Annotated in this window: 6 protein-coding genes; 1 reads left to right on the top strand and 5 read right to left on the bottom strand. The window is 62.2% G+C overall.

Annotated features, from left to right (window positions below):
* Window positions 1-22: 22 nt before the first annotated feature.
* Window positions 23-18253, bottom strand: a complete 18231-nt coding sequence (locus tag ACYG9Y_RS20340) for a tandem-95 repeat protein (RefSeq protein WP_352609097.1) — start codon at window positions 18251-18253, stop codon at window positions 23-25.
* Between the two features lie 323 nt (window positions 18254-18576).
* On the opposite strand from ACYG9Y_RS20340, the gene ACYG9Y_RS20335 reads away from it, so the two are divergent.
* On the top strand, window positions 18577-19521 hold the full coding sequence (locus ACYG9Y_RS20335; protein WP_023738301.1) for a transglutaminase-like cysteine peptidase: 945 nt from the start codon (window positions 18577-18579) through the stop codon (window positions 19519-19521).
* Between the two features lie 85 nt (window positions 19522-19606).
* On the opposite strand, the gene ACYG9Y_RS20330 is transcribed toward ACYG9Y_RS20335, so the two are convergent.
* From ACYG9Y_RS20330 to ACYG9Y_RS20315, 4 genes are read right to left on the bottom strand one after another with little or no spacing between them, the layout of a single operon-like run.
* Window positions 19607-20248: a ribbon-helix-helix domain-containing protein gene (locus ACYG9Y_RS20330; RefSeq protein WP_023712249.1), complete on the bottom strand. Its 642-nt coding sequence runs from the start codon at window positions 20246-20248 to the stop codon at window positions 19607-19609.
* Window positions 20238-21527: an HlyD family type I secretion periplasmic adaptor subunit gene (locus tag ACYG9Y_RS20325; protein ID WP_023738302.1), complete on the bottom strand. Its 1290-nt coding sequence runs from the start codon at window positions 21525-21527 to the stop codon at window positions 20238-20240. The genes ACYG9Y_RS20330 and ACYG9Y_RS20325 overlap by 11 nt, the downstream gene beginning before the upstream one ends.
* Window positions 21528-21570: 43 nt before the next feature.
* A complete protein-coding gene (locus ACYG9Y_RS20320) occupies window positions 21571-23703 on the bottom strand; it encodes a type I secretion system permease/ATPase (protein WP_023738303.1) in 2133 nt (710 codons plus the stop codon).
* A 37-nt stretch (window positions 23704-23740) separates the two neighbouring features.
* A complete protein-coding gene (locus ACYG9Y_RS20315) occupies window positions 23741-25189 on the bottom strand; it encodes a TolC family protein (RefSeq protein ID WP_023738304.1) in 1449 nt (482 codons plus the stop codon).
* Between the last annotated feature and the right edge of the window lie 1115 nt (window positions 25190-26304).

Genomic DNA, 26304 nt, shown 5'->3' with positions numbered 1-26304 from the left:
CTCACCCCGTCCCTTTCGCCCCTTAGGCCACGTCCGTCTTGGTGCCGTGGCTGTCATCGTAAAGTATCTTCACCGCATCGGCGGCGCTGTGGAATGTGTAGTTCTCCAGCACGGCGACCGTATGATAGTTGTCGCCGCCGCCGTTGGTATCGACCTTGACCTCGGCATTGGCCGCATTGGCCGAGGACTGCGCGATCTCCACGAAGCCGCCGCCGACGAGATCGGTGACGCCAGCCAAGCCCTTGAGCAACGAGGAAAGATCAAGCTGGTCGCCGTTGTGGAAGTCGGCGATCAGGTCTGCAACCTCGAGCGAGCCGATGGCGAAGGTCTTTGTCCCATCGGAAGCGACGGTCGGCTCTGCCGGTGCAACGAGCGAGGTGTCGAGTTCGACCTCAACATAGTTGCCGGTCGTCCCGTCGGCCATCTGGAAGGTCCCACTGCCGGTCACGGTCTGCCCATCGATTTCGCCGACAGCGGAGGACGTTGTCGTGCCGATCGAAGTAATATCGTTATGGGCGAGGTTCGACAACTCCCCGGCGTCGCTTATGCCGTTGGCGTTGGCGTCTTTCCAGATCAGCAAGCTGTCGAATGCCGCGTCATCGTGGTCGATGAGGCCATCATGGTTGCTGTCGAGCGATGCAAGTGCCGCCGCGCCGCCTGCGAAGTTGCCGCCGCCGAAGCTTGGCGTGAACAGTTCGGTGCCGTCGTCGATCTTGCCGTCATGGTTGAGGTCGATGGCCAGCATGCCGTCATGGGATGTGTTCCAGGCAAGCTGTTCTTTCGTGCCATCGCCATTCATGTCGAACTGGACCCCATGGCTGACGTCGGAGAAGGCGAAGCCATCATGATTCATATCGAGGATGATGGGATCGATCGATCCGCCGATCAAGGTGTTCAAGTTCGCTACCGTGACGTTCTGAAGATCGACCAATGTTCCGACGCCTGCGCTCGCGGTAGTCTGCGTGTAGACGAAGGTGTGATTTACCCCCGAGATCGTCGCCGTGAAGGCGAGCGTCGCTCCGGCGTTTCCGATGTCTGTGCCCATTAGATACTGGACTGCCGCAGCTACGCCTGACGTTGTGGTGATATTCAAAGGCGAACCGCCGAGATCGGTCCCGAAGAAGCTGGCGATCCCGTTCGCGACCGAATGAGATTCAACCGTATCTCCGCCGATCGTTAATACGGAATCTCCCGCACCGTCAACCGCGCCGGCGGTAGCTGACACGAGCGTGCCAGGCAGGCTCAACTTGTCGGTGCCGGCAACGAAGTCGGTGATGATGTCATAGCCGGAGATAGTGCCGGTGTTGCCTGATCCACCGATGACTGGTGTGGAGTCCCCAGCCCCGATCAGGAAGGTATCGGCACCGGTTCCACCTGTCATGGTGTCCGCGCCCGATCCGCCGCTAAGTGTGTCAGTGCCGGAACCGCCGTCGAGCGTATCCCTTCCATCGAGGCCTGTCAGGGTATCGTTACCCTGTCCTCCGGAAAGGATCGTATCATGTCCATTGATGCTGGTCAGATGATCGTCGCCGTCCTGGCCCAGCACCGTGGTCTTTGTCGCGGTCGCCACCAGATTGTCAGCGCTGCCGCTGCCCTCGAGGGTTGAGGTTGTTGGGTACAGGTGTGCGCTCACGCTGCCGGCCGCCGTATCGCCATCGCCATCCGTTCCTGTGACAGGGATTTTGATATCGAATGGGTCAACCGCGTTGGCGGTCGCGAAACTAGCGGCCCCAAGCTTGAAAGTCCCCGATGAGGCGCCCGAGATCTCGACCGCACTGAACGGATCCGAACTTGCCGTAACGGTGAAAGTGTCGCCTTGGTCCATTCCATGCAACGCGAAGGTACCGGTCACCGCGTCGTACGTCACTGTCGGTACGGCCCCTCCGGACCCGTTCACAACGACAACCGTGATCCCGGTGGCTACGGTTTCCCCCGAGAGGTCACCAACAAAACTATTGTCATTGTCGACATTCAAAGCTCTGATCTTGATATCAACCGTGCCGCCGACCACTTTGGTTAGCCCTTGAGTGAAGCTCGATACTTCATAGTGGTCGGTATAGCTGGTCCCGGCGAGGCTTCCGTTGGTCGATGCGTTCGTCACGAAATCGAAACGGATCGTCTCTCCATTTGCGATGCTCTGACCGCTGCCAACGCCGAAGTTTCCGGTGCTGGTATTTACCGTGTTGCTACCGTTGGCCGTGACCAGCAGATCGTTCGGGGTGTCCGGGCTGGTCAACGTGGTGAACGCATTCACCTGATTGTTGCCGCCGGTGGCCGTGGCGCCAGCCGTCGTGAATTGAGATCCATTGAAGATCGTGCCGTTCAATACAAATGACCAGGTGTCATTTGCCTGGTTGAGTGTTGCCGTGAACCCGAGATCGTTGCCATTTGCCGCCGATGTCCGACCCTCGACCGTGTGTCCATCGGGAGAAATGTGATAGAATAGCTGCTCGCCGTTGAGGAAGATGCTCGCGCCGTTGGCGTCTGTAACGGCCGCGCCCTCGGTTACGCTGAACACGACATTCCCCACGCCGTCGGCGCCGGCGCCGGCGGCGAAATTCAGATGCTCAGTCAGCGTAGAGTGCAATGAATCGGGCAAATAGATTCCATCGCCGACGAAAGCGTTCGGAGCGTCGTCCAGTACCGTCAGATTGACCGATCCGGAAACATGATCACCGCTGGTGTCGGTGGCCACCACCTGAAGCCCGTTAATGGTGATGTTGCCCGAGCCGGCAATATGTTGGAGCTGGTCAGTCAGCGTCGCGGTGATGATCGGTGTCAACGAGCTGTTGGCGCCAGCGCTTGTGTTTGACAGCGCCAGATAGACGAATGCGCCGAGGTTCACGCTGCCGGCCGTTTGTATCAGACTGCCGACGAGTTGGTTGCCGACGAGCGCCCAGCTGATTGTGTATCCAGAGGCTAGGCCAGAAACAGTCGGCGCCACCCAGTTTGGATCGCCGGTCGGGTTGGCGAATGCAACATTAATGGCTTCGCCGGTCGTGGTGAAGGTGATGCCGCTGATTGCTTGCGCCGTCTCGCCGCGGCTGCCTGGGTTGGTGCCGGTCACGGCCCCGGCTTGGAGATCCGCAGGCGCCGAAGCATCGAGCGTGGTGTCGAGCGCGGCTTCGTTCAATGTCAACGATGCAGTCCCGCCACCCGATGGAACGGTGTTGGTCTGCACATTCAGGGTCACCGTGGCCGTCGAAGTGTCGCCGTCACCGTCCTTGATCGTGTATGTGAAAGAGTCCGAGCCGACATAGATGCCCGTCGGCGTATAGGTGAACGTTCCATTGTTGTTGTAGGTGACGGTGCCGTGAGCACCGTTAGTGACGGTCACCTGACCGCTGACCGGACTGTTGTCCGTATCGACGCCATCGGCGCCAAACTTGTCATTGGTCAGGAGGCCGGTGAGGACCGTCGCACCGGTGATCGTTGGCCCCCAGGTGTCATTCGTCGCGGTCGGCACGTCGTCGACGATGGTGATGACGAGATTGCCGGCTGGAGCGCTGTCGCCGTCGGCGTCGGTGACGACGACCGCGAAGCTGGTGCTCGACGGATCGGTCAGCGTGTTGTCGATCAGCGTATAGGCGTAGCTGATGGTGCCGATGCCGGTGGTTGCATTGTAGACATAGCTGGCCGTCAGCGATCCTGTGGTGCCGTCGGCAAAAGTCTGGGCCGAGCCGGTCAGCACATGGCCACCCAGCGAGACGGTGGTCAGGCCGTCGGGCGAGGTGAAGCCGATGGTGCCCGAAGTGGTCTCGGTGGTTGCAGGCTCGTTGGAGCCGGCCGGTTCGCCGGCGCGTGCCGGCAGGCTGGCTTCATAGACGGTGGTGGTGGCGCCGCCGGCAGCCGGAATGGCGTCGGTCGGGGTTGAATCGCCGATGGCGATGGTCAGCGTGGTGTGCGAGGTGTCGCCGTCGCCGTCCTTGATGGTGTAGGTGAAGACATCGCTGACGCCGCCCTGCGTGCCGGCATCGCGAACATAGGAGTAGGAGCCGTCGGCGTTGAGCGTCAGCTTGCCGTAGCTGCCCTGGACCTGGGTGCCGAGCGTTGCGGCATTGTCGACATCGAGATTGGTGTTGCCGGCGGCAACGCCGACCACGGCAGCGCCATCGGCGCCCTTGACGTCGATGCCGGTGACCGGCGAGGTGGTGCCAACCGCGCTCAGCACATTGCCGGTCTCGGCGGTGAACTGGTTGGACGCAACACTGTCGGTATCGGCGTGTGCGGTCGGCACGTCGTCGACGATGGTGATGACGAGATTGCCGGCTGGAGCGCTGTCGCCGTCGGCGTCGGTGACGACGACCGCGAAGCTGGTGCTCGACGGATCGGTCAGCGTGTTGTCGATCAGCGTATAGGCGTAGCTGATGGTGCCGATGCCGGTGGTTGCATTGTAGACATAGCTGGCCGTCAGCGATCCTGTGGTGCCGTCGGCAAAAGTCTGGGCCGAGCCGGTCAGCACATGGCCACCCAGCGAGACGGTGGTCAGGCCGTCGGGCGAGGTGAAGCCGATGGTGCCCGAAGTGGTCTCGGTGGTTGCAGGCTCGTTGGAGCCGGCCGGTTCGCCGGCGCGTGCCGGCAGGCTGGCTTCATAGACGGTGGTGGTGGCGCCGCCGGCAGCCGGAATGGCGTCGGTCGGGGTTGAATCGCCGATGGCGATGGTCAGCGTGGTGTGCGAGGTGTCGCCGTCGCCGTCCTTGATGGTGTAGGTGAAGACATCGCTGACGCCGCCCTGCGTGCCGGCATCGCGAACATAGGAGTAGGAGCCGTCGGCGTTGAGCGTCAGCTTGCCGTAGCTGCCCTGGACCTGGGTGCCGAGCGTTGCGGCATTGTCGACATCGAGATTGGTGTTGCCGGCGGCAACGCCGACCACGGCAGCGCCATCGGCGCCCTTGACGTCGATGCCGGTGACCGGCGAGGTGGTGCCAACCGCGCTCAGCACATTGCCGGTCTCGGCGGTGAACTGGTTGGACGCAACACTGTCGGTATCGGCGTGTGCGGTCGGCACGTCGTCGACGATGGTGATGACGAGATTGCCGGCTGGAGCGCTGTCGCCGTCGGCGTCGGTGACGACGACCGCGAAGCTGGTGCTCGACGGATCGGTCAGCGTGTTGTCGATCAGCGTATAGGCGTAGCTGATGGTGCCGATGCCGGTGGTTGCATTGTAGACATAGCTGGCCGTCAGCGATCCTGTGGTGCCGTCGGCAAAAGTCTGGGCCGAGCCGGTCAGCACATGGCCACCCAGCGAGACGGTGGTCAGGCCGTCGGGCGAGGTGAAGCCGATGGTGCCCGAAGTGGTCTCGGTGGTTGCAGGCTCGTTGGAGCCGGCCGGTTCGCCGGCGCGTGCCGGCAGGCTGGCTTCATAGACGGTGGTGGTGGCGCCGCCGGCAGCCGGAATGGCGTCGGTCGGGGTTGAATCGCCGATGGCGATGGTCAGCGTGGTGTGCGAGGTGTCGCCGTCGCCGTCCTTGATGGTGTAGGTGAAGACATCGCTGACGCCGCCCTGCGTGCCGGCATCGCGAACATAGGAGTAGGAGCCGTCGGCGTTGAGCGTCAGCTTGCCGTAGCTGCCCTGGACCTGGGTGCCGAGCGTTGCGGCATTGTCGACATCGAGATTGGTGTTGCCGGCGGCAACGCCGACCACGGCAGCGCCATCGGCGCCCTTGACGTCGATGCCGGTGACCGGCGAGGTGGTGCCAACCGCGCTCAGCACATTGCCGGTCTCGGCGGTGAACTGGTTGGACGCAACACTGTCGGTATCGGCGTGTGCGGTCGGCACGTCGTCGACGATGGTGATGACGAGATTGCCGGCTGGAGCGCTGTCGCCGTCGGCGTCGGTGACGACGACCGCGAAGCTGGTGCTCGACGGATCGGTCAGCGTGTTGTCGATCAGCGTATAGGCGTAGCTGATGGTGCCGATGCCGGTGGTTGCATTGTAGACATAGCTGGCCGTCAGCGATCCTGTGGTGCCGTCGGCAAAAGTCTGGGCCGAGCCGGTCAGCACATGGCCACCCAGCGAGACGGTGGTCAGGCCGTCGGGCGAGGTGAAGCCGATGGTGCCCGAAGTGGTCTCGGTGGTTGCAGGCTCGTTGGAGCCGGCCGGTTCGCCGGCGCGTGCCGGCAGGCTGGCTTCATAGACGGTGGTGGTGGCGCCGCCGGCAGCCGGAATGGCGTCGGTCGGGGTTGAATCGCCGATGGCGATGGTCAGCGTGGTGTGCGAGGTGTCGCCGTCGCCGTCCTTGATGGTGTAGGTGAAGACATCGCTGACGCCGCCCTGCGTGCCGGCATCGCGAACATAGGAGTAGGAGCCGTCGGCGTTGAGCGTCAGCTTGCCGTAGCTGCCCTGGACCTGGGTGCCGAGCGTTGCGGCATTGTCGACATCGAGATTGGTGTTGCCGGCGGCAACGCCGACCACGGCAGCGCCATCGGCGCCCTTGACGTCGATGCCGGTGACCGGCGAGGTGGTGCCAACCGCGCTCAGCACATTGCCGGTCTCGGCGGTGAACTGGTTGGACGCAACACTGTCGGTATCGGCGTGTGCGGTCGGCACGTCGTCGACGATGGTGATGACGAGATTGCCGGCTGGAGCGCTGTCGCCGTCGGCGTCGGTGACGACGACCGCGAAGCTGGTGCTCGACGGATCGGTCAGCGTGTTGTCGATCAGCGTATAGGCGTAGCTGATGGTGCCGATGCCGGTGGTTGCATTGTAGACATAGCTGGCCGTCAGCGATCCTGTGGTGCCGTCGGCAAAAGTCTGGGCCGAGCCGGTCAGCACATGGCCACCCAGCGAGACGGTGGTCAGGCCGTCGGGCGAGGTGAAGCCGATGGTGCCCGAAGTGGTCTCGGTGGTTGCAGGCTCGTTGGAGCCGGCCGGTTCGCCGGCGCGTGCCGGCAGGCTGGCTTCATAGACGGTGGTGGTGGCGCCGCCGGCAGCCGGAATGGCGTCGGTCGGGGTTGAATCGCCGATGGCGATGGTCAGCGTGGTGTGCGAGGTGTCGCCGTCGCCGTCCTTGATGGTGTAGGTGAAGACATCGCTGACGCCGCCCTGCGTGCCGGCATCGCGAACATAGGAGTAGGAGCCGTCGGCGTTGAGCGTCAGCTTGCCGTAGCTGCCCTGGACCTGGGTGCCGAGCGTTGCGGCATTGTCGACATCGAGATTGGTGTTGCCGGCGGCAACGCCGACCACGGCAGCGCCATCGGCGCCCTTGACGTCGATGCCGGTGACCGGCGAGGTGGTGCCAACCGCGCTCAGCACATTGCCGGTCTCGGCGGTGAACTGGTTGGACGCAACACTGTCGGTATCGGCGTGTGCGGTCGGCACGTCGTCGACGATGGTGATGACGAGATTGCCGGCTGGAGCGCTGTCGCCGTCGGCGTCGGTGACGACGACCGCGAAGCTGGTGCTCGACGGATCGGTCAGCGTGTTGTCGATCAGCGTATAGGCGTAGCTGATGGTGCCGATGCCGGTGGTTGCATTGTAGACATAGCTGGCCGTCAGCGATCCTGTGGTGCCGTCGGCAAAAGTCTGGGCCGAGCCGGTCAGCACATGGCCACCCAGCGAGACGGTGGTCAGGCCGTCGGGCGAGGTGAAGCCGATGGTGCCCGAAGTGGTCTCGGTGGTTGCAGGCTCGTTGGAGCCGGCCGGTTCGCCGGCGCGTGCCGGCAGGCTGGCTTCATAGACGGTGGTGGTGGCGCCGCCGGCAGCCGGAATGGCGTCGGTCGGGGTTGAATCGCCGATGGCGATGGTCAGCGTGGTGTGCGAGGTGTCGCCGTCGCCGTCCTTGATGGTGTAGGTGAAGACATCGCTGACGCCGCCCTGCGTGCCGGCATCGCGAACATAGGAGTAGGAGCCGTCGGCGTTGAGCGTCAGCTTGCCGTAGCTGCCCTGGACCTGGGTGCCGAGCGTTGCGGCATTGTCGACATCGAGATTGGTGTTGCCGGCGGCAACGCCGACCACGGCAGCGCCATCGGCGCCCTTGACGTCGATGCCGGTGACCGGCGAGGTGGTGCCAACCGCGCTCAGCACATTGCCGGTCTCGGCGGTGAACTGGTTGGACGCAACACTGTCGGTATCGGCGTGTGCGGTCGGCACGTCGTCGACGATGGTGATGACGAGATTGCCGGCTGGAGCGCTGTCGCCGTCGGCGTCGGTGACGACGACCGCGAAGCTGGTGCTCGACGGATCGGTCAGCGTGTTGTCGATCAGCGTATAGGCGTAGCTGATGGTGCCGATGCCGGTGGTTGCATTGTAGACATAGCTGGCCGTCAGCGATCCTGTGGTGCCGTCGGCAAAAGTCTGGGCCGAGCCGGTCAGCACATGGCCACCCAGCGAGACGGTGGTCAGGCCGTCGGGCGAGGTGAAGCCGATGGTGCCCGAAGTGGTCTCGGTGGTTGCAGGCTCGTTGGAGCCGGCCGGTTCGCCGGCGCGTGCCGGCAGGCTGGCTTCATAGACGGTGGTGGTGGCGCCGCCGGCAGCCGGAATGGCGTCGGTCGGGGTTGAATCGCCGATGGCGATGGTCAGCGTGGTGTGCGAGGTGTCGCCGTCGCCGTCCTTGATGGTGTAGGTGAAGACATCGCTGACGCCGCCCTGCGTGCCGGCATCGCGAACATAGGAGTAGGAGCCGTCGGCGTTGAGCGTCAGCTTGCCGTAGCTGCCCTGGACCTGGGTGCCGAGCGTTGCGGCATTGTCGACATCGAGATTGGTGTTGCCGGCGGCAACGCCGACCACGGCAGCGCCATCGGCGCCCTTGACGTCGATGCCGGTGACCGGCGAGGTGGTGCCAACCGCGCTCAGCACATTGCCGGTCTCGGCGGTGAACTGGTTGGACGCAACACTGTCGGTATCGGCGTGTGCGGTCGGCACGTCGTCGACGATGGTGATGACGAGATTGCCGGCTGGAGCGCTGTCGCCGTCGGCGTCGGTGACGACGACCGCGAAGCTGGTGCTCGACGGATCGGTCAGCGTGTTGTCGATCAGCGTATAGGCGTAGCTGATGGTGCCGATGCCGGTGGTTGCATTGTAGACATAGCTGGCCGTCAGCGATCCTGTGGTGCCGTCGGCAAAAGTCTGGGCCGAGCCGGTCAGCACATGGCCACCCAGCGAGACGGTGGTCAGGCCGTCGGGCGAGGTGAAGCCGATGGTGCCCGAAGTGGTCTCGGTGGTTGCAGGCTCGTTGGAGCCGGCCGGTTCGCCGGCGCGTGCCGGCAGGCTGGCTTCATAGACGGTGGTGGTGGCGCCGCCGGCAGCCGGAATGGCGTCGGTCGGGGTTGAATCGCCGATGGCGATGGTCAGCGTGGTGTGCGAGGTGTCGCCGTCGCCGTCCTTGATGGTGTAGGTGAAGACATCGCTGACGCCGCCCTGCGTGCCGGCATCGCGAACATAGGAGTAGGAGCCGTCGGCGTTGAGCGTCAGCTTGCCGTAGCTGCCCTGGACCTGGGTGCCGAGCGTTGCGGCATTGTCGACATCGAGATTGGTGTTGCCGGCGGCAACGCCGACCACGGCAGCGCCATCGGCGCCCTTGACGTCGATGCCGGTGACCGGCGAGGTGGTGCCAACCGCGCTCAGCACATTGCCGGTCTCGGCGGTGAACTGGTTGGACGCAACACTGTCGGTATCGGCGTGTGCGGTCGGCACGTCGTCGACGATGGTGATGACGAGATTGCCGGCTGGAGCGCTGTCGCCGTCGGCGTCGGTGACGACGACCGCGAAGCTGGTGCTCGACGGATCGGTCAGCGTGTTGTCGATCAGCGTATAGGCGTAGCTGATGGTGCCGATGCCGGTGGTTGCATTGTAGACATAGCTGGCCGTCAGCGATCCTGTGGTGCCGTCGGCAAAAGTCTGGGCCGAGCCGGTCAGCACATGGCCACCCAGCGAGACGGTGGTCAGGCCGTCGGGCGAGGTGAAGCCGATGGTGCCCGAAGTGGTCTCGGTGGTTGCAGGCTCGTTGGAGCCGGCCGGTTCGCCGGCGCGTGCCGGCAGGCTGGCTTCATAGACGGTGGTGGTGGCGCCGCCGGCAGCCGGAATGGCGTCGGTCGGGGTTGAATCGCCGATGGCGATGGTCAGCGTGGTGTGCGAGGTGTCGCCGTCGCCGTCCTTGATGGTGTAGGTGAAGACATCGCTGACGCCGCCCTGCGTGCCGGCATCGCGAACATAGGAGTAGGAGCCGTCGGCGTTGAGCGTCAGCTTGCCGTAGCTGCCCTGGACCTGGGTGCCGAGCGTTGCGGCATTGTCGACATCGAGATTGGTGTTGCCGGCGGCAACGCCGACCACGGCAGCGCCATCGGCGCCCTTGACGTCGATGCCGGTGACCGGCGAGGTGGTGCCAACCGCGCTCAGCACATTGCCGGTCTCGGCGGTGAACTGGTTGGACGCAACACTGTCGGTATCGGCGTGTGCGGTCGGCACGTCGTCGACGATGGTGATGACGAGATTGCCGGCTGGAGCGCTGTCGCCGTCGGCGTCGGTGACGACGACCGCGAAGCTGGTGCTCGACGGATCGGTCAGCGTGTTGTCGATCAGCGTATAGGCGTAGCTGATGGTGCCGATGCCGGTGGTTGCATTGTAGACATAGCTGGCCGTCAGCGATCCTGTGGTGCCGTCGGCAAAAGTCTGGGCCGAGCCGGTCAGCACATGGCCACCCAGCGAGACGGTGGTCAGGCCGTCGGGCGAGGTGAAGCCGATGGTGCCCGAAGTGGTCTCGGTGGTTGCAGGCTCGTTGGAGCCGGCCGGTTCGCCGGCGCGTGCCGGCAGGCTGGCTTCATAGACGGTGGTGGTGGCGCCGCCGGCAGCCGGAATGGCGTCGGTCGGGGTTGAATCGCCGATGGCGATGGTCAGCGTGGTGTGCGAGGTGTCGCCGTCGCCGTCCTTGATGGTGTAGGTGAAGACATCGCTGACGCCGCCCTGCGTGCCGGCATCGCGAACATAGGAGTAGGAGCCGTCGGCGTTGAGCGTCAGCTTGCCGTAGCTGCCCTGGACCTGGGTGCCGAGCGTTGCGGCATTGTCGACATCGAGATTGGTGTTGCCGGCGGCAACGCCGACCACGGCAGCGCCATCGGCGCCCTTGACGTCGATGCCGGTGACCGGCGAGGTGGTGCCAACCGCGCTCAGCACATTGCCGGTCTCGGCGGTGAACTGGTTGGACGCAACACTGTCGGTATCGGCGTGTGCGGTCGGCACGTCGTCGACGATGGTGATGACGAGATTGCCGGCTGGAGCGCTGTCGCCGTCGGCGTCGGTGACGACGACCGCGAAGCTGGTGCTCGACGGATCGGTCAGCGTGTTGTCGATCAGCGTATAGGCGTAGCTGATGGTGCCGATGCCGGTGGTTGCATTGTAGACATAGCTGGCCGTCAGCGATCCTGTGGTGCCGTCGGCAAAAGTCTGGGCCGAGCCGGTCAGCACATGGCCACCCAGCGAGACGGTGGTCAGGCCGTCGGGCGAGGTGAAGCCGATGGTGCCCGAAGTGGTCTCGGTGGTTGCAGGCTCGTTGGAGCCGGCCGGTTCGCCGGCGCGTGCCGGCAGGCTGGCTTCATAGACGGTGGTGGTGGCGCCGCCGGCAGCCGGAATGGCGTCGGTCGGGGTTGAATCGCCGATGGCGATGGTCAGCGTGGTGTGCGAGGTGTCGCCGTCGCCGTCCTTGATGGTGTAGGTGAAGACATCGCTGACGCCGCCCTGCGTGCCGGCATCGCGAACATAGGAGTAGGAGCCGTCGGCGTTGAGCGTCAGCTTGCCGTAGCTGCCCTGGACCTGGGTGCCGAGCGTTGCGGCATTGTCGACATCGAGATTGGTGTTGCCGGCGGCAACGCCGACCACGGCAGCGCCATCGGCGCCCTTGACGTCGATGCCGGTGACCGGCGAGGTGGTGCCAACCGCGCTCAGCACATTGCCGGTCTCGGCGGTGAACTGGTTGGACGCAACACTGTCGGTATCGGCGTGTGCGGTCGGCACGTCGTCGACGATGGTGATGACGAGATTGCCGGCTGGAGCGCTGTCGCCGTCGGCGTCGGTGACGACGACCGCGAAGCTGGTGCTCGACGGATCGGTCAGCGTGTTGTCGATCAGCGTATAGGCGTAGCTGATGGTGCCGATGCCGGTGGTTGCATTGTAGACATAGCTGGCCGTCAGCGATCCTGTGGTGCCGTCGGCAAAAGTCTGGGCCGAGCCGGTCAGCACATGGCCACCCAGCGAGACGGTGGTCAGGCCGTCGGGCGAGGTGAAGCCGATGGTGCCCGAAGTGGTCTCGGTGGTTGCAGGCTCGTTGGAGCCGGCCGGTTCGCCGGCGCGTGCCGGCAGGCTGGCTTCATAGACGGTGGTGGTGGCGCCGCCGGCAGCCGGAATGGCGTCGGTCGGGGTTGAATCGCCGATGGCGATGGTCAGCGTGGTGTGCGAGGTGTCGCCGTCGCCGTCCTTGATGGTGTAGGTGAAGACATCGCTGACGCCGCCCTGCGTGCCGGCATCGCGAACATAGGAGTAGGAGCCGTCGGCGTTGAGCGTCAGCTTGCCGTAGCTGCCCTGGACCTGGGTGCCGAGCGTTGCGGCATTGTCGACATCGAGATTGGTGTTGCCGGCGGCAACGCCGACCACGGCAGCGCCATCGGCGCCCTTGACGTCGATGCCGGTGACCGGCGAGGTGGTGCCAACCGCGCTCAGCACATTGCCGGTCTCGGCGGTGAACTGGTTGGACGCAACACTGTCGGTATCGGCGTGTGCAACGGGACCATCATCATTGATGGCAATCGATAGTGTGCTGCTCGAAGAACTCGTATCCTCATCGGTGACGACAACAGCATAGTTCGCAAACAGCTGATCGGCCGCCCCGACTACTCCAGTGCCTGGATGATCGACATTGTCGGTGAGCGTGAAGCTGTAGCTCACTGTGCCACCGGCGTTTGTTCCGCTGAAGCCGGTGATCGTCAGCGTGCCGTAGACCGGGCCGCCCGCAATGACGATGGGAACCGCGCCCGAGTTCGAGAGCTGGGCATAGCTGATGCTGGTGGTGCCCACCTGCAGCGACCCCAGGCCGTCCGGAGAGGTGAAAGCGAACGTGCCGCCATTCGTCTCCGAATGATCGGAGTTGTTGGTTGGATTGGCGTCCTGGAGTTCGCCGGAGCCAGCCGGCTCGGATCCGCGAGGTGGAAGCCCTTTTTCGTCAACGACTGTATCGCCGCCGTCCGTTTGTGGCGTTAGCCCCGAAATGGTGACGATATCATCGGCGCCATTGACCGTTATGGTTAGCGAAGCCGGCGCGGTGTCGCCGTCACCATCCGTGAGCGTATAGTCGAAGGTTTCAGACAGGCTCTCGCCGACCGAAAGCGCCTGCACTGCGGCATATGCGGTCGGATTCTGTGCCTGCGTATAGAGCGCATAGCTATAGCTGCCGTCAGCGCCCACCGTCAGCTCGCCGTAGGTTCCTGCTACATGATGATCGGCATCGGCGCCGTCCCAGGTGATCGAGCCCAAGCCGTCGGTGCCGAGGTGATCCGCGTGGCCGTCGGTTGCGTTTGCGTCGGCGCCGCCTACGCCCGTGATCACATTGCCATCTGCCGTGAGCGGCCCTTCTTCTGTGACCGAGTCCTGATCATCTACCGCGACCGGACCGTCATCCTGGAATTCGATGCTCAAGGCGACATGGGATACGGCGGTGCTGGTATCGCCGTCGAAATCGGTGATGGTGGCTTTGACGTGCAGGTCGGCGGCGACGGTCGCGATGTCGTCAAATGCTGCGGTGCTTGAACCGTCGACATTGTGAGCGATCGGTTGATACTGCCCGATCCAGACCGCGCCGGTCGGATCGACATAAACCTTGAACACGTCGATGCCGTTGGCAGAACCGACGAGAACGCCGTCCGCATTTGTCGAGAGCATGATTGCCAGGCCGTCGAGTGTCTTCAGGCCCGAATCGATGTTTGCCAGCGGGTTGCCGTTCGCATCCGTCACCGCAAAGGAGAACGTCGCGTCGTCGTCCGCGCCAACCGACGCATTGAACAGGCCGAGTGCACTGGCTGAAGATTTTGCGTAACCTAGTGCGTCTGGTTCGGTGACCAGGGCAGGCGGGGGAAGCGCGGTGTCGTTGGCCGGATTGGGATCCGCGGCATTGTTGACGCCGGCGGATTCGTCGTGGCTGACCCGGAAGACTTCGGTTTGTGTGGTGACGGTCGTGATCTTGGCTTCGATGCCGAAGATCTTGAACGGGTTGCCGCCAGTCAAGGTCGCATCGGTCCCGCCAGCGTTGGAATCGAAGGTAAAATCGTTGTAGTTGCCCACCTTGAGCTGGTCGAACGGGGTGCTGCCAATGACCTCGACCGTCGCACCATCCGGCACGCCGGCGAAGGCATAGCCCACCTGCACGCCGCCTTCGAAGACAGCCGTGCCGGCGGTCAGCACACCGTTGATGTTCACGGTGAACGGTCCGAATGTGCCACCGTCCTTGGCGCCGATGAACATCACGGCGGCTTCGACACCCTGGGCTTCCGCAACATCGATCGTGAACTTTACCGAGGCGACATCGTACGAGCCGCTGTCGCTGACGCTTGGCGGATTCGGACCGTTGGGTGTGATCACAAGATCATTGACGAAGTCCATCGTCACGATTTCGGGGCCGGTCAAATGCGGATGGGTTTCGTATCCGTCGATGATCTGGCCGTCGCCGACGCCGATCTTGGTACCCGTGGTGTTGACGGAATTGTCGCCTTCGTTGATGTCGATGCCGGTGAGCTTGATGTCGTGATTGCCGGCGCCATCCATGCCGCGAACATCGGTGTTGCCGGCCTGCAGCGTATAGACGATCGTTTCGGTGGTGGTTGTGGTTGTCGTGCCGGCGTCCCGGGCGAGGATCTGCGGAACGTCGTCGAGCACCTGGACCTTGAACGTACCAGCCGCCAGTCCGATGGTGTCGCCGTCGCCATCCTTGGCGACGACGAATGCCGAGAGATCGATCCCGCCATTGGCAAGCGTGTTTTCGGTGCTGTCGCCCGGCAGCGTCGGATGATCGATCTGGTCGATCAGGGTGAAGACATAGGAGCCGTCCGCACCGACGGTCAGGGTGAAAACGGGACGATCCGTGCCCGCCTGATAGCCGGCACCGGCGCCTACATCGACATAGCCGGTCAGGGTCGTGCCGTCGGAGACGATGAGGACGTTGCCGCCTTTCGAATCAAACCCCGAATCCGATGGGGTGGTTTGGGTGACAAGGCCGAAAGCGGAGGTCGCATTAGGGCCGTCAGAGCCGAAGTCGACGATTGCATTCAATGCGCCGGCAGCACCGATGGCAACCGCGGAGTTTGTTCCGGTCACTTCGCCGTCGAGCTGAGGATTGTCGGCATTTCCGGTGGACTGGCTGTTGTGCAGACCATCTTCGTCGACATTCGCGGTGACCTGGGCGGCGCCAATAACCTTCGGCCCGTCATCGTCGAAGGAGAATGCGGAGCCTTGGCCGTTGATCAGGTCGACGGTCGCATTCTCTGTGATGGTGTCGCCGTCGCCGTCCTGGCGCGTCACCTCATACTGCAGCTGAACCTGGCCGCCATTGGTCAGCGCAAGGTTGAGCTCGGAATCGAACTTGTTGCCGTCAGCGCCATGGTTGAGCGCTTCGTAGAGCGTGGTCTGCAGCTGCTCGGCGCCCGGCGCGCCGGTGATCGCGATGGTCAGAACCTGATTGTTCTGCGTGTCGCGGCCGACAATGACGCTGCCTTCGAGGAAGAGCGTAATGGCCCCGCCGTCCGTGGCAATGAGATTCGTGGCAAGGCCACCGGCCGGAATGCCGGTGAAGCTCAAAGCGCCGGTGACGGTTCCAGGACCGTCCGAACCATAGCTGCCGCCGATCGTGAACAGATTGGTCAGTCCGCCCGATACTGCCGTGTTGACCTGTGCCAGGCCGACGCCATCATCGGTGTTGGCGTTGCCGCCAGCGTCTTCAGTCTCGCCGCCATTGTAGCGGTCCGCGCCAACCGTCTCGTCGAGCTCGACGGAAAGCAGGCCAGCGGCTCCATCGTGGGCGCCGACCGTTAGGCTTGGTCCATCGTCGTCGAAGGAGAATGCCGAGCCTTGGCCGTCGATCAAGTCGACGGTCGCCTTCTCTGTGATGGTGTCGCCGTCGCCGTCCTGGCGCGTCACCTCATACTGCAGCTGAACCTGGCCGCCATTGGTCAGCGCAAGGTTGAGCTCGGAATCGAACTTGTTGCCGTCGGCGCCATGGTTGAGCGCTTCATAGAGCGTGGTCTGCAGCTGCTCGGCGCCCGGCGCGCCGGTGATCGCAATGGTCAGAACCTGATTGTTCTGCGTGTCGCGGCCGACAATGACGCTGCCTTCGAGGAAGAGCGTAATGGCCCCGCCGTCCGTGGCAATGAGATTCGTGGCAAGGCCACCGGCCGGAATGCCGGTGAATGCGAACTGCCCGGTCGTGCTGCCCGGTCCGTCTGAACCAAAGCTGCCGCCGATCGTGAACAGATTGGTCAGTCCGCCCGATACTGCCGTGTTGACCTGTGCCAGGCCGACGCCATCATCGGTGTTGGCGTTGCCGCCAGCGTCTTCAGTCTCGCCGCCATTGTAGCGGTCCGCGCCAACCGTCTCGTCGAGCTCGACGGAAAGCAGGCCAGCGGCTCCATCGTGGGCGCCGACCGTTAGGCTTGGTCCATCGTCGTCGAAGGAGAATGCCGAGCCTTGGCCGTCGATCAAGTCGACGGTCGCCTTCTCTGTGATGGTGTCGCCGTCGCCGTCCTGGCGCGTCACCTCATACTGCAGCTGAACCTGGCCGCCATTGGTCAGCGCAAGGTTGAGCTCGGAATCGAACTTGTTGCCGTCGGCGCCATGGTTGAGCGCTTCGTAGAGCGTGGTCTGCAGCTGCTCGGCACCGGGCGCACCGGTTATCGCGATGGTCAGAACCTGATTGTTCTGCGTGTCGCGGCCGACAATGACGCTGCCTTCGAGGAAGAGCGTGATGGCCCCGCCGTCCGTGGCAATGAGATTCGTGGCAAGGCCACCGGCCGGAATGCCGGTGAATGCGAACTGCCCGGTCGTGCTGCCCTGTCCGTCGGCACCATAGACGCCGCCAGCGGCGAACAGCGAAGAAAGGCCACCCGCCAGGCCGGTCGTCACCTGGGCCAGGCCAACGCCGTCATCGGTGTTGGCGTTGCCGCCGGCATCTTCAGTCTCGCCGCTATTGTAGCGGTCGCCGCCGACCGTCTCGTCGAGCTCGACTGAAAGCAACTGTCCCGCTTGCACAGTTGCCTGGACGGAAAGCGTTGGGCCGTCATCCAGCACACCGATATTGAGGGTCGCGGTGGCCGGCTCATTGTCTGTGTCTGTAACCACGACGGCAAAGCTGTCGGAAACCCCCTCGGTCGTTCCGGTCGATAACTTGTCGTGATGATCAAGAGTGTTGTCGGCAAGGGTATAGACCCAGCTGTAGCCGTTCGTCGGATTGCCGGTGACCACGAGCGTGCCGTATTGCCCGGTAACGCTGCCGCCGTTGGTCACGTCGACACCGTCAATGGCAAGCGTGCCGATGCCATCGCCCGCGACGATGTTGAAGGTCCCTGAAACCTGCTCGGCGGTGCTGGCCGGGTCTGTCCCGTCAGAAAGGGCGGCCTCGTTGACGACAAACCCGGAGCCAATGTCGATTGTCGGCGTCGTATCTTCTTCCCTGACCCCAATCGTCAGCTCACGCGGCTTCAGCAGTCCAAATTGCAGGTCCGTCGGCGGCAGCAATGCCGAAAGATCGAAGCCGTCGCCGATACCGCCTGGAGGAATGGTGAAGTCGCCGCCGGCGCTGCCAGGGGCGCCTCCGGGGCCGGCCGATATGGAACCATCGGCGCCGAAGGCGACATCGACGTGGCTCGCTTCAAGAGCGGCCAGCAAGGCCACGCGCGGAACTTCGACATCACCGATGATGAAGGTCGGCACGTTGAGCGCGCCATCCTTGATGAGGATGACTGAACCGTCCGCCTGTTCCAGCAACAGATTGTGGCCGTCGACCTTGATGTTGTCGATGGAGACGTCCGCCGGAAGTTTCACGATGTTGCTGGCGTCGGCCACGTATTCATGCGGCGCGGCTGCCGCCGGCGCTTTCGCCTCCGCGGGTGCTGCCGGCTGAACGGGTGCGCCACTGCCGACATCGACCGGCACCGGCTCGGCAGGCGCCGCCTGAGCGGCCTGCGCTACCTGGATGCCTGCCTGCGATGGCGAGCCGCCATGTTCATGTGAAGAGTGCTCGTCCCAAGAATTCGAGACGGTATCCAAATCGTTACTCGTCGTCATCGCCAAACCCCTCCGGCATTTCCCGGATAGAGACAGTGACGACTTCTGCTTTGCAACTGTCCCGCAATCAATTTCATATATCCTGGTATGCAAGTCTCGGCATTTTTTACGCGTGGTAAACCCAGAAGATATAATCTGCTATGCATTGGCCGCGCCGCGCCTCGTTTGATATCCGCCGGCTGAGCTGGATTGGTAAACAGAAGTATAAATTTGAATAAAATTTTACACAAAATGGGTATTCCCGATTGAAGGAAACTTATCCACCTTCCTTTCCAGTAATTTGAGACAAGATTGGTACCGTCCACAGTCAAGAGGTGGGCGTTATGAAAAAAGAAAAATCTGCCCTGGGAATAACCGGGCTCAGGCTCCTCCTGCTGGCAATGGCGATCACAAGCCTGCCGCAGCCATCATCCGCGAAAGCAATTGCCGTGAATGCCGGCGCTGCCGCTGGAGTTCTGGCGGCGATCGAAACCCCTTCCAGTCTCGGCGGCGTTTCGCTGGCTCGGCCGCAGCCATGGCAGCCGGTTCCAGCCTACCGGATCGGCATGATTTTCAGCAGCTATGGTCTTGTTGCCGTTGATGAAAAGCGTGGTTCTTCGATCGCGCTGCCCGCCGCCGGGATCGACCCGATCCAGACGGCGGCGATCATTCCCGGCGTGTTCGGTTCTGTTGCCCTGTCGATGCGCAATTTCCCGGTTTCGGCGCGCTGGGCGCCGGTCTACAAGGCAATTGTCGACTGTACCGCGAGCAGCGCGTGCGAACGCAAGAACAGCGCCTTTGCCGAGATCGTCAAGGCAGCCGGGAACAAGCGCTTCATCGACAAGTTGTCCTTCGTCAACTCAAGTATAAATCGCGCCATCGCCTACAAGAAGGACAGCGCGGTTTACGGCAGGCTCGACTACTGGGCCAAGCCCGCGGAAATCCTTGAGCGGCGGGCAGGGGACTGCGAGGATTTCGCCATCCTCAAGATGGCCGCGCTGCTGCATGCAGGCATCCCGGCGCAGAGCATGTCGCTGGTCGTCTTGCAGGATCGCAAGCGCGGTTTCTTTCATGCCGTGCTGTCGGTCAGCACCGGCAGCGGCGTCTTCATTCTCGACAGCCTGAGCAACGTCGTTTCGCGCGACACAGACCTGCCGACCTACGTACCGCTCTATTCGTTCAGCACGGATCGCGCGTGGATCCATGGCGCGAAGACCGGTTCTGCTCAAATAGCCGATATCAAGGGCGGCCTTTCGACGGTCGCGCCTGGTGAAGGTGTGCAGCCGTAAGCTTCCGTCAGAGAGTCTTGAGCGCTCTATCTCTTGTTTGACGCAATTTTCGACGGAAACCGCTCACATTTTTCCCGGAATTGCTCTAGCCGCCGAAGACGAACGCCATCAGCAGTTCCGGCTCGACCACCGGCGCCCGCACCGCGCTCAGTTGACCGCGGTAGCGGCGGTCGCCGGCGCCTATGACGAAACCGGTCGCGACCGGCGTCTCGCCATTGGCGTCGAGCCTGGCGAATATGTCGGCGACATTGAGGTCCAGCGCCAGCTTGAGATCCTGGCGCGCGTCCTCGTTCGGCGCCACCGGCAATTGCCGCCGCACCAGTTGCTGGAACGGCGCATTGAAGGTCAGGATCTTCTTCGACGATGCCAGGGCAAAGGCCGGCGAGGGACAGGCGACGAGAATGGCGTTGATGGTCTTGATCGACGCGAGCCTCTGCAAGGTGACGTTCTGGTCGGCCAGTCCACGCATGCAGGCTACGCGGATTGCCGATGTCAGGTTTCCGGCGTTGGCGTGGCTCTCTGCAATTTCCTCGATCAGTGTGCCGATCGTGCATTTGCGGCTTTCCGCCATCTGCTTCAGCGAAGTCCAGAACGCCCTCTCCAGACGAATGCCGCGGCGCGTGCCGCCACGCGCCACAACCCGGAACTCGAGACCGAAATCCTCACTCGCCAGCGGTGGCAGCAGCCGGTCGCGATCGACCGGGCGGGAGATCGCACTATCGCTCACTCATTGCCTCCTCCCGCGCCTTGTTGATTGGTTTCAGAAGGTAGGTGAGAATCGTCTTGCGTCCGGTCTTGATGTCGACCGAACAGATCATGCCGGGGATGATCGAATAGGTCTTGCCGTCGCGTGTCAGGGTCGATTTGTCGGTGGCGACACGCACCTGATAGTACGGTTCGCCGGTCTTCTGGTCGACAAGGCTGTCGGCAGTGATGTTCGACACCTTGCCTTCGATGCCGCCGAAGATCGAGAAGTCATAGGCGGTCACCTTGATCAGGGCATCCTGGCCCGGCCGGATGAAGGCGACGTCCCGCGGTGAGACCCGGGCTTCGACCAGCAGGGTCTCGGACGTCGGCACGATACCCGCGACGACCGCGCCGGGCTGGACGAAGGCGCCGACCGTGTTGATGTCAAGCGTGTTGACGATACCATCGACAGGCGAACGGATATCGGTACGCGCCACCTTGTCGGTGGCACCGCGTATCGTCTCGTCCACCACCGAGAGATCGGCCAGCGCCTGCGTCAGATCGCTGAGCGCTTCCTGTTGCAGCTGGAGGCCAAGTTCGTCGACCTGAAGCTTGGCTTCCGTGATGGCAGACCTGGCTTTCTTGATGGTCTCTCCGGCAAGCGTCAGCTGACCATTGAGCTCGGTCTGCTCGCGCTCGACGCGGAGCTGCTCGGTTCGCGCCATCAGGCCTTTCTTGACCATCGCTTCGACCAGCTTCGCCTCCTGGTCGCTGACAGCCAGGTTCTTGGTGAGGCGATCGGCATTGGCGTTGGCTTCGTCGAGTTCCTTCTCACGCTGATCGAGGCGCGACTTGAGAACCGACAGTTTGACTTCGAAGTTGTCGCGGCGCGCGATTAGCAGCTTCTGCTCGTTGTCGCAGATTTCCGGCGCCACCTTCTGAATCTCGGGCGGGCACGGAAACGCGCCCTCTAGACTTCCGGTCTGTTCGAATTTGAGCCGTGCAATGCGCGTCTGCAATGCCCGCGCCTTGGCCTGCTGCTCGCCAAGGCTGGAAGTGTTGAAGGTGTTGTCGAGACGAATGATGAGGTCATTCTTCTTGACGACCTGACCGATCGTCACGGCGATTTCCTGAACCACGCCCGGCTCGCTGGCCTGGATGATCTGGGTCTTCGACGCCGGTATGATCTTGCCGTCGCCGCGTGCGATTTCATCGACCTCGGCAAAGGACGCCCAGGCTACCGAACTCGCAAAGAGCGCTCCGATAATGAATATCGAAGCCGATGCAAAAAGCGGCGGACGGTCTTCCCTGGCTAGCATTTACCACGTCCCGACGTGCTGTATTCACGCATAATTCTGTTCGTCAGGCGCTTGTTTTCTGCAGCGCCTGTATCACTTGGTCTTTCGGTCCATCGGCAACGATCTTGCCCTGCTCGATGACAATCAGGCGGTCGGCCAGCTCGAGCATGCTGAAGCGGTGCGTCGAAACGATCAGCGTCGTGTTGCGATCGAAAGCCACTTTGAGCTGCTTGATCAGCTGGCGTTCGGAAGCCAGATCCATCGAGCCGGACGGCTCGTCCAGGAACACGATCTTCGGTTTGGTCAGCAACAGGCGGGCAATTGCCATTGTCTGCCTCTGACCGCCCGAGAGATTGGTGCCGCGCTCGCCGACATTCATGTCGTAGCCTCGCGGATGGCGGGAGACGAAGTCGTCGACGCCGGCAGCCTTGGCCGCGTCGACGATCTGCTCATCGGTCGCCTCCGGGCACGCCATCAGGAGATTTTCCTTGATGGTGCCGGAAAACAGATCGTTGGCTTGCGCGACGATCCCGACCGCGGCGCGAACCTCCGATGGGTGATATTGACGGATGTCGATCCCGTCCAGCAGCAGCTCGCCGGAGGTCGGCAGGAAAAGCCTGCCGATCAGCCGCCCCATGGTCGTCTTTCCCGAGCCTATGCGGCCGATGATGCCGATCCGCTCACCGGGCTTCACCGAGAAATTCAGGCCGGTCAGCACTTCGTTTTCGGAACCCGGGTAGACAAAGCCGACATTCCTGAATGCCATTGCACCGTTGCGAATGGGGCGGTTGACGAAACCAACCGTGTCCGGCCGATCCTCAGGCTGCGCCATGATCGAATTCACCATTCGCAGGGACAGCATCGCCTGGCGAAGTCTGGACAAGGTGATCGCAATCTGCCCAAGCGGGGCGACCGCCCGGCCTGCCAGCATGACGGTGCCGATGATGGCGCCGGTCGAGACATGCCCTTCCGAAAAGGCATAGGCGCCGGCCACGATCAAAGCGACGGTGACCATCTGCTGGATGGCTTGGGTTATGTTGCCGGCGGCAGCCGAAAGCTGTTTGATCCTCTCGGACGTGTTGGATGCGTTCTTGGAATGCTCCGCCCATTTTCGCAGAAGGTACGCCTCTGCCCGGAGCGATTTGATCGTTTCCAGCGTGGAGATGGATTCCACCAGCAGGGCCTGGCGCTGCGAAGCCTCGTTCATGGAAGCGGCAACGCGTTTGCCGATGCGCCGTTGCGTGATCAGCCCGACGATCACCGAGGCGACAAAGGCAATGGCCGGTATGACCACCAGCCAACCGCCTATCGCATAGATGACAACAAGAAAGACGAAGACGAAGGCCGTGTCGATGAAGATGCTGATGGTGTTCGACGTGAAAAACTCGCGCACGAACTCGTACTGCGTCACCCGATTTGCATATTCGCCGGTTGAGCCGGGCCGTGCCGACAAGGACGAGTTCAGAACCTTCTCGAACAGCATATAGGAGATGCGAAGATCGGCCTTGCGGCCGGCATAGTCGATCAGCGACGCTCTGGCGGTCTTCAAGAGCAGGTCGAACAGAATGACCGCGCCGATCCCGATCGACAGCACCCAGAGCGTCGATATCGCCTTGTTCGGCAAGATCCTGTCGTAGACATTCATGGTGAAGATCGGTGAGGCAAGAGCCAACAAATTGATGAATACCGCTGACAGGATGACCTTGGAATAGGTGCGCCAGAACGGCCCCATTGTGCCGGTCAGCCAATGTCGCCGCTCGATCTTGGCCGCAGAACCGACGCTCATCGCCTCGACCGCGTTGGCATAGGTTATCGAGAACGAAACGCCGCCACTGATATAACTTCCGGAAAACTCGGATTTGCTGATTGTCGTGCGGCCGTCTTCCTGGGGAGCGGTCGTAAATCCACCGTCCTCGGTCTGGGCAAGCAGCGCTACAGGCAACTGGCTGACGCGAAACAGAATGGCGGGAAGGTCGATGCGTCCGCGAAGAAAGTCGCGATGGCTGAATTCCGTGATTTCAAGACCGATGCGTTCGGCAAGATGCCGGATGGCGTCGATATCGATGCGGGTGTCTGACAGCGGCACGCCGGCAAACAGCACGGTCTCGGAACTCGGCCTGCCGAGGTACCCAGCAACAGCGGAGAAGCAGGCCTTGAACGCCTCTTTTGGGGAGAGGATTTTGGGTTGTGGGTTCACGATTGGCCCGCAGGACTATCGTTCGTCCTTGACCTTCCTACTTCTTTCTTACCGGTGCGAGGATGTCGAAAGGCAGATCGTTCGTCTGCTCCGACGGCGTGCGCGCATAGGTTTCGGTGTCGGCCGTTTCAGGCGCATTGAACTCGGCCTTGGCATAGGCGGTGGCCTGTTTTGCCGGCTGAAGATTCATGGTCTTCAGCAACTGCCCGGTTGCCGCCAGCAGCCGGTACTGCGCGAAAAGCGACGCGTAGGATGCGGTGTCGGCAAGCGTAGCTGTGTTGAATCGCGTGTTCTGCGCGTCGAGCACGTCGAGCAGCGAGCGCTGTCCGACCTTGAACTGCTCGCGATAGGACGCCACCAGCCTTTCGTTGGCGGCAGCCTGAAGCTTCAATGTCTTTGCCAGATCGGCCTGCCGGAAGCGGCGATCCCATGATGTACGGACGGCTTCCTCGATCTCGCGCAGGACCTGGTGCAGCACAAGGCGCTGCTCGCTGGTGCGGCGGACCTGCTCTTGCTCGTTGGCTTTGTCGATGCCGCCGCGATAGAGGTTCCAGCGCAGCACCAGCCGCGCCTGCAGGTCGCTGGCGTCGCCATCGTCGCCGTCGATGTCATAGCCGCCGCGGGCGCGGCCTTCGGCGATGACGGAGGGCCCGAATTTCGCCCGCGCCGCATCCACCAGGGAGGCGGCGGCGTCGATATCGCTGTTGGCCATGTGGACGCGCGGATTGTTCTGTCGCGCCAGCCCTAGCGCGTCGTCGAGCGACCTTGGCAGCGCGCTCGAGACATCGCTTGGCCTTGACGCGTTGGTCAGCGGCTTACCGACCGTCTTGAAGAACCGTATCTTGGAAGCCTCCAGTTCTTCGGTCGCCTCCTGCATACGTGCCTTGGCAGCGAACAGCCGCTCCTCGGCCTGCTGGCGATCAGCCTCGTTCAACGCGCCGCCTGCAATACCTTGCCGGATGTCGCCGAGGATTGCCTGGTGAAAGCCCAGATTCTTCTTCGCTTCTGAAACGATCGAAGCCTGCAGCATGTATTCGAGATAGTCCTGGACGACAGACAGTCCAATGAATTCAGACCGTTCCAGCACCCGGAACGATGCGCCGTCGACCCGCGACGCCTGACGATTCAGTTCCGCCCGCCTTGCGCCGCTGTCATAAAGCGTCTGCGTGACAACGACATCGGCTTCCGCCGGATAGAGCGCGTCATCCTCTATGGACAGCGAACGCCGGGAGGAATTGTCGAGACGACGAACCCCCGCCGACGCCTCGACATCGACGCTGGGAAGATAAAGTCCCTTCGCTTGGCGTAGCTCGAATTCGATTGCTTCGCGGTTTTCGATCGCTTGGCCAATTTCGGGGTTGGACTCCACCGCAACCGCCATCGCCTCCTGGAGAGTGAGCGCGTGAGCATTCCCACAGCTCAATATGGCGACCGTCGTCAGCAGGCCAAGGCGCTTGCCAATGGCCGGCATAACTATTGTTTTCATTTTGCCCATCCCAACGTTTCCCCGCGCCCTTATCCCCGGGCGCTACAACTCAAGCGTGATTGTTCACAAATTTACAAAATATGTGAGCGCTTATTGATTTAGTGACCGGTAAAACGCTGAGTTCAAGCCATAAATCTAAAGAATGTAGCAAAAATAGCACATAAAGATACTCAGGTGCGGTTTCTGGCAACAGCCATCCGGGTTCGCGCAGGCAAAGGAGAATGCTCCCCGGGGAAGGGACCGCAGTGGCAACTTACAACCAATCTGCTCAGATAGCCTGACTATTTCTGGGGCGCATATTCATCTGCGAGCCCACATGGCAATTGGTTGGCAACAGGATGAACTTCGAGGCAAGTGAGCCCGTCCTAATCCGGCGCGTCGACTCGTAAATCCGTTCCACGGATTACAACTGCCTGCAAGCTGCCGCATGTTCGTACTTCCCAAGTCTCATCGGCCATATCGAGACGCTAGACCGTCAGCTGGTCGCGCGGCTGTTGCCACAGCTGCCGATCTGCAACCGGCCCCAATTTCCGACGTTCTGGACCTGGTCTCCCAAGGTTTGGAAAACGAGGTCAGCTATGGTCGGCAGTTCGGGGTCGCGGGAGCATACGGGAAGCTTTCAGATTTTGGCCCACGAAGAACTCAACAAAATCAACGATTTTCATTCGCCCTCCGGGCCCACCATAGCCATTGATTTTGAAACGCGCAAATGCACCTGGAGCAGTGACGGTAATTTCGAAAAGTGTTGGGCGCGGCTGTCGAACGCCACAAACTGCAAAAAATCGTCCGATTGATCCCGATAGTTGGTGAAACCTCAAAATATTTTTTGCGCCGATTTTTCCTTTAAATCAAAAGGGTAATTTTTTGACGGTTCTGGTGGCGGACTTTTTTGCTGTGATGGAAAATACTGACAGTCGTTCAATGGGTTATAGGCTGTATAAACAATCGAGTGGGAATGATTCAGGCCCACTCAAACGCCGCCGAAAATACGCCAATCTGACGTAACGCGCTGAAATAAAAACAAATCCTTTCAGGATGATCAGCGACAATCGGTGCTTAGAGATTGCCTTTGACGGACCGCCTGACGGACCTTCCGCATATTCCGCGGCTATCGC

The organism is Mesorhizobium sp. W050 (assembly GCF_054719535.1).
The sequence above is the reverse complement of the archived record's forward strand: the minus strand, read 5'-3'. Positions and strand labels throughout refer to the sequence as shown.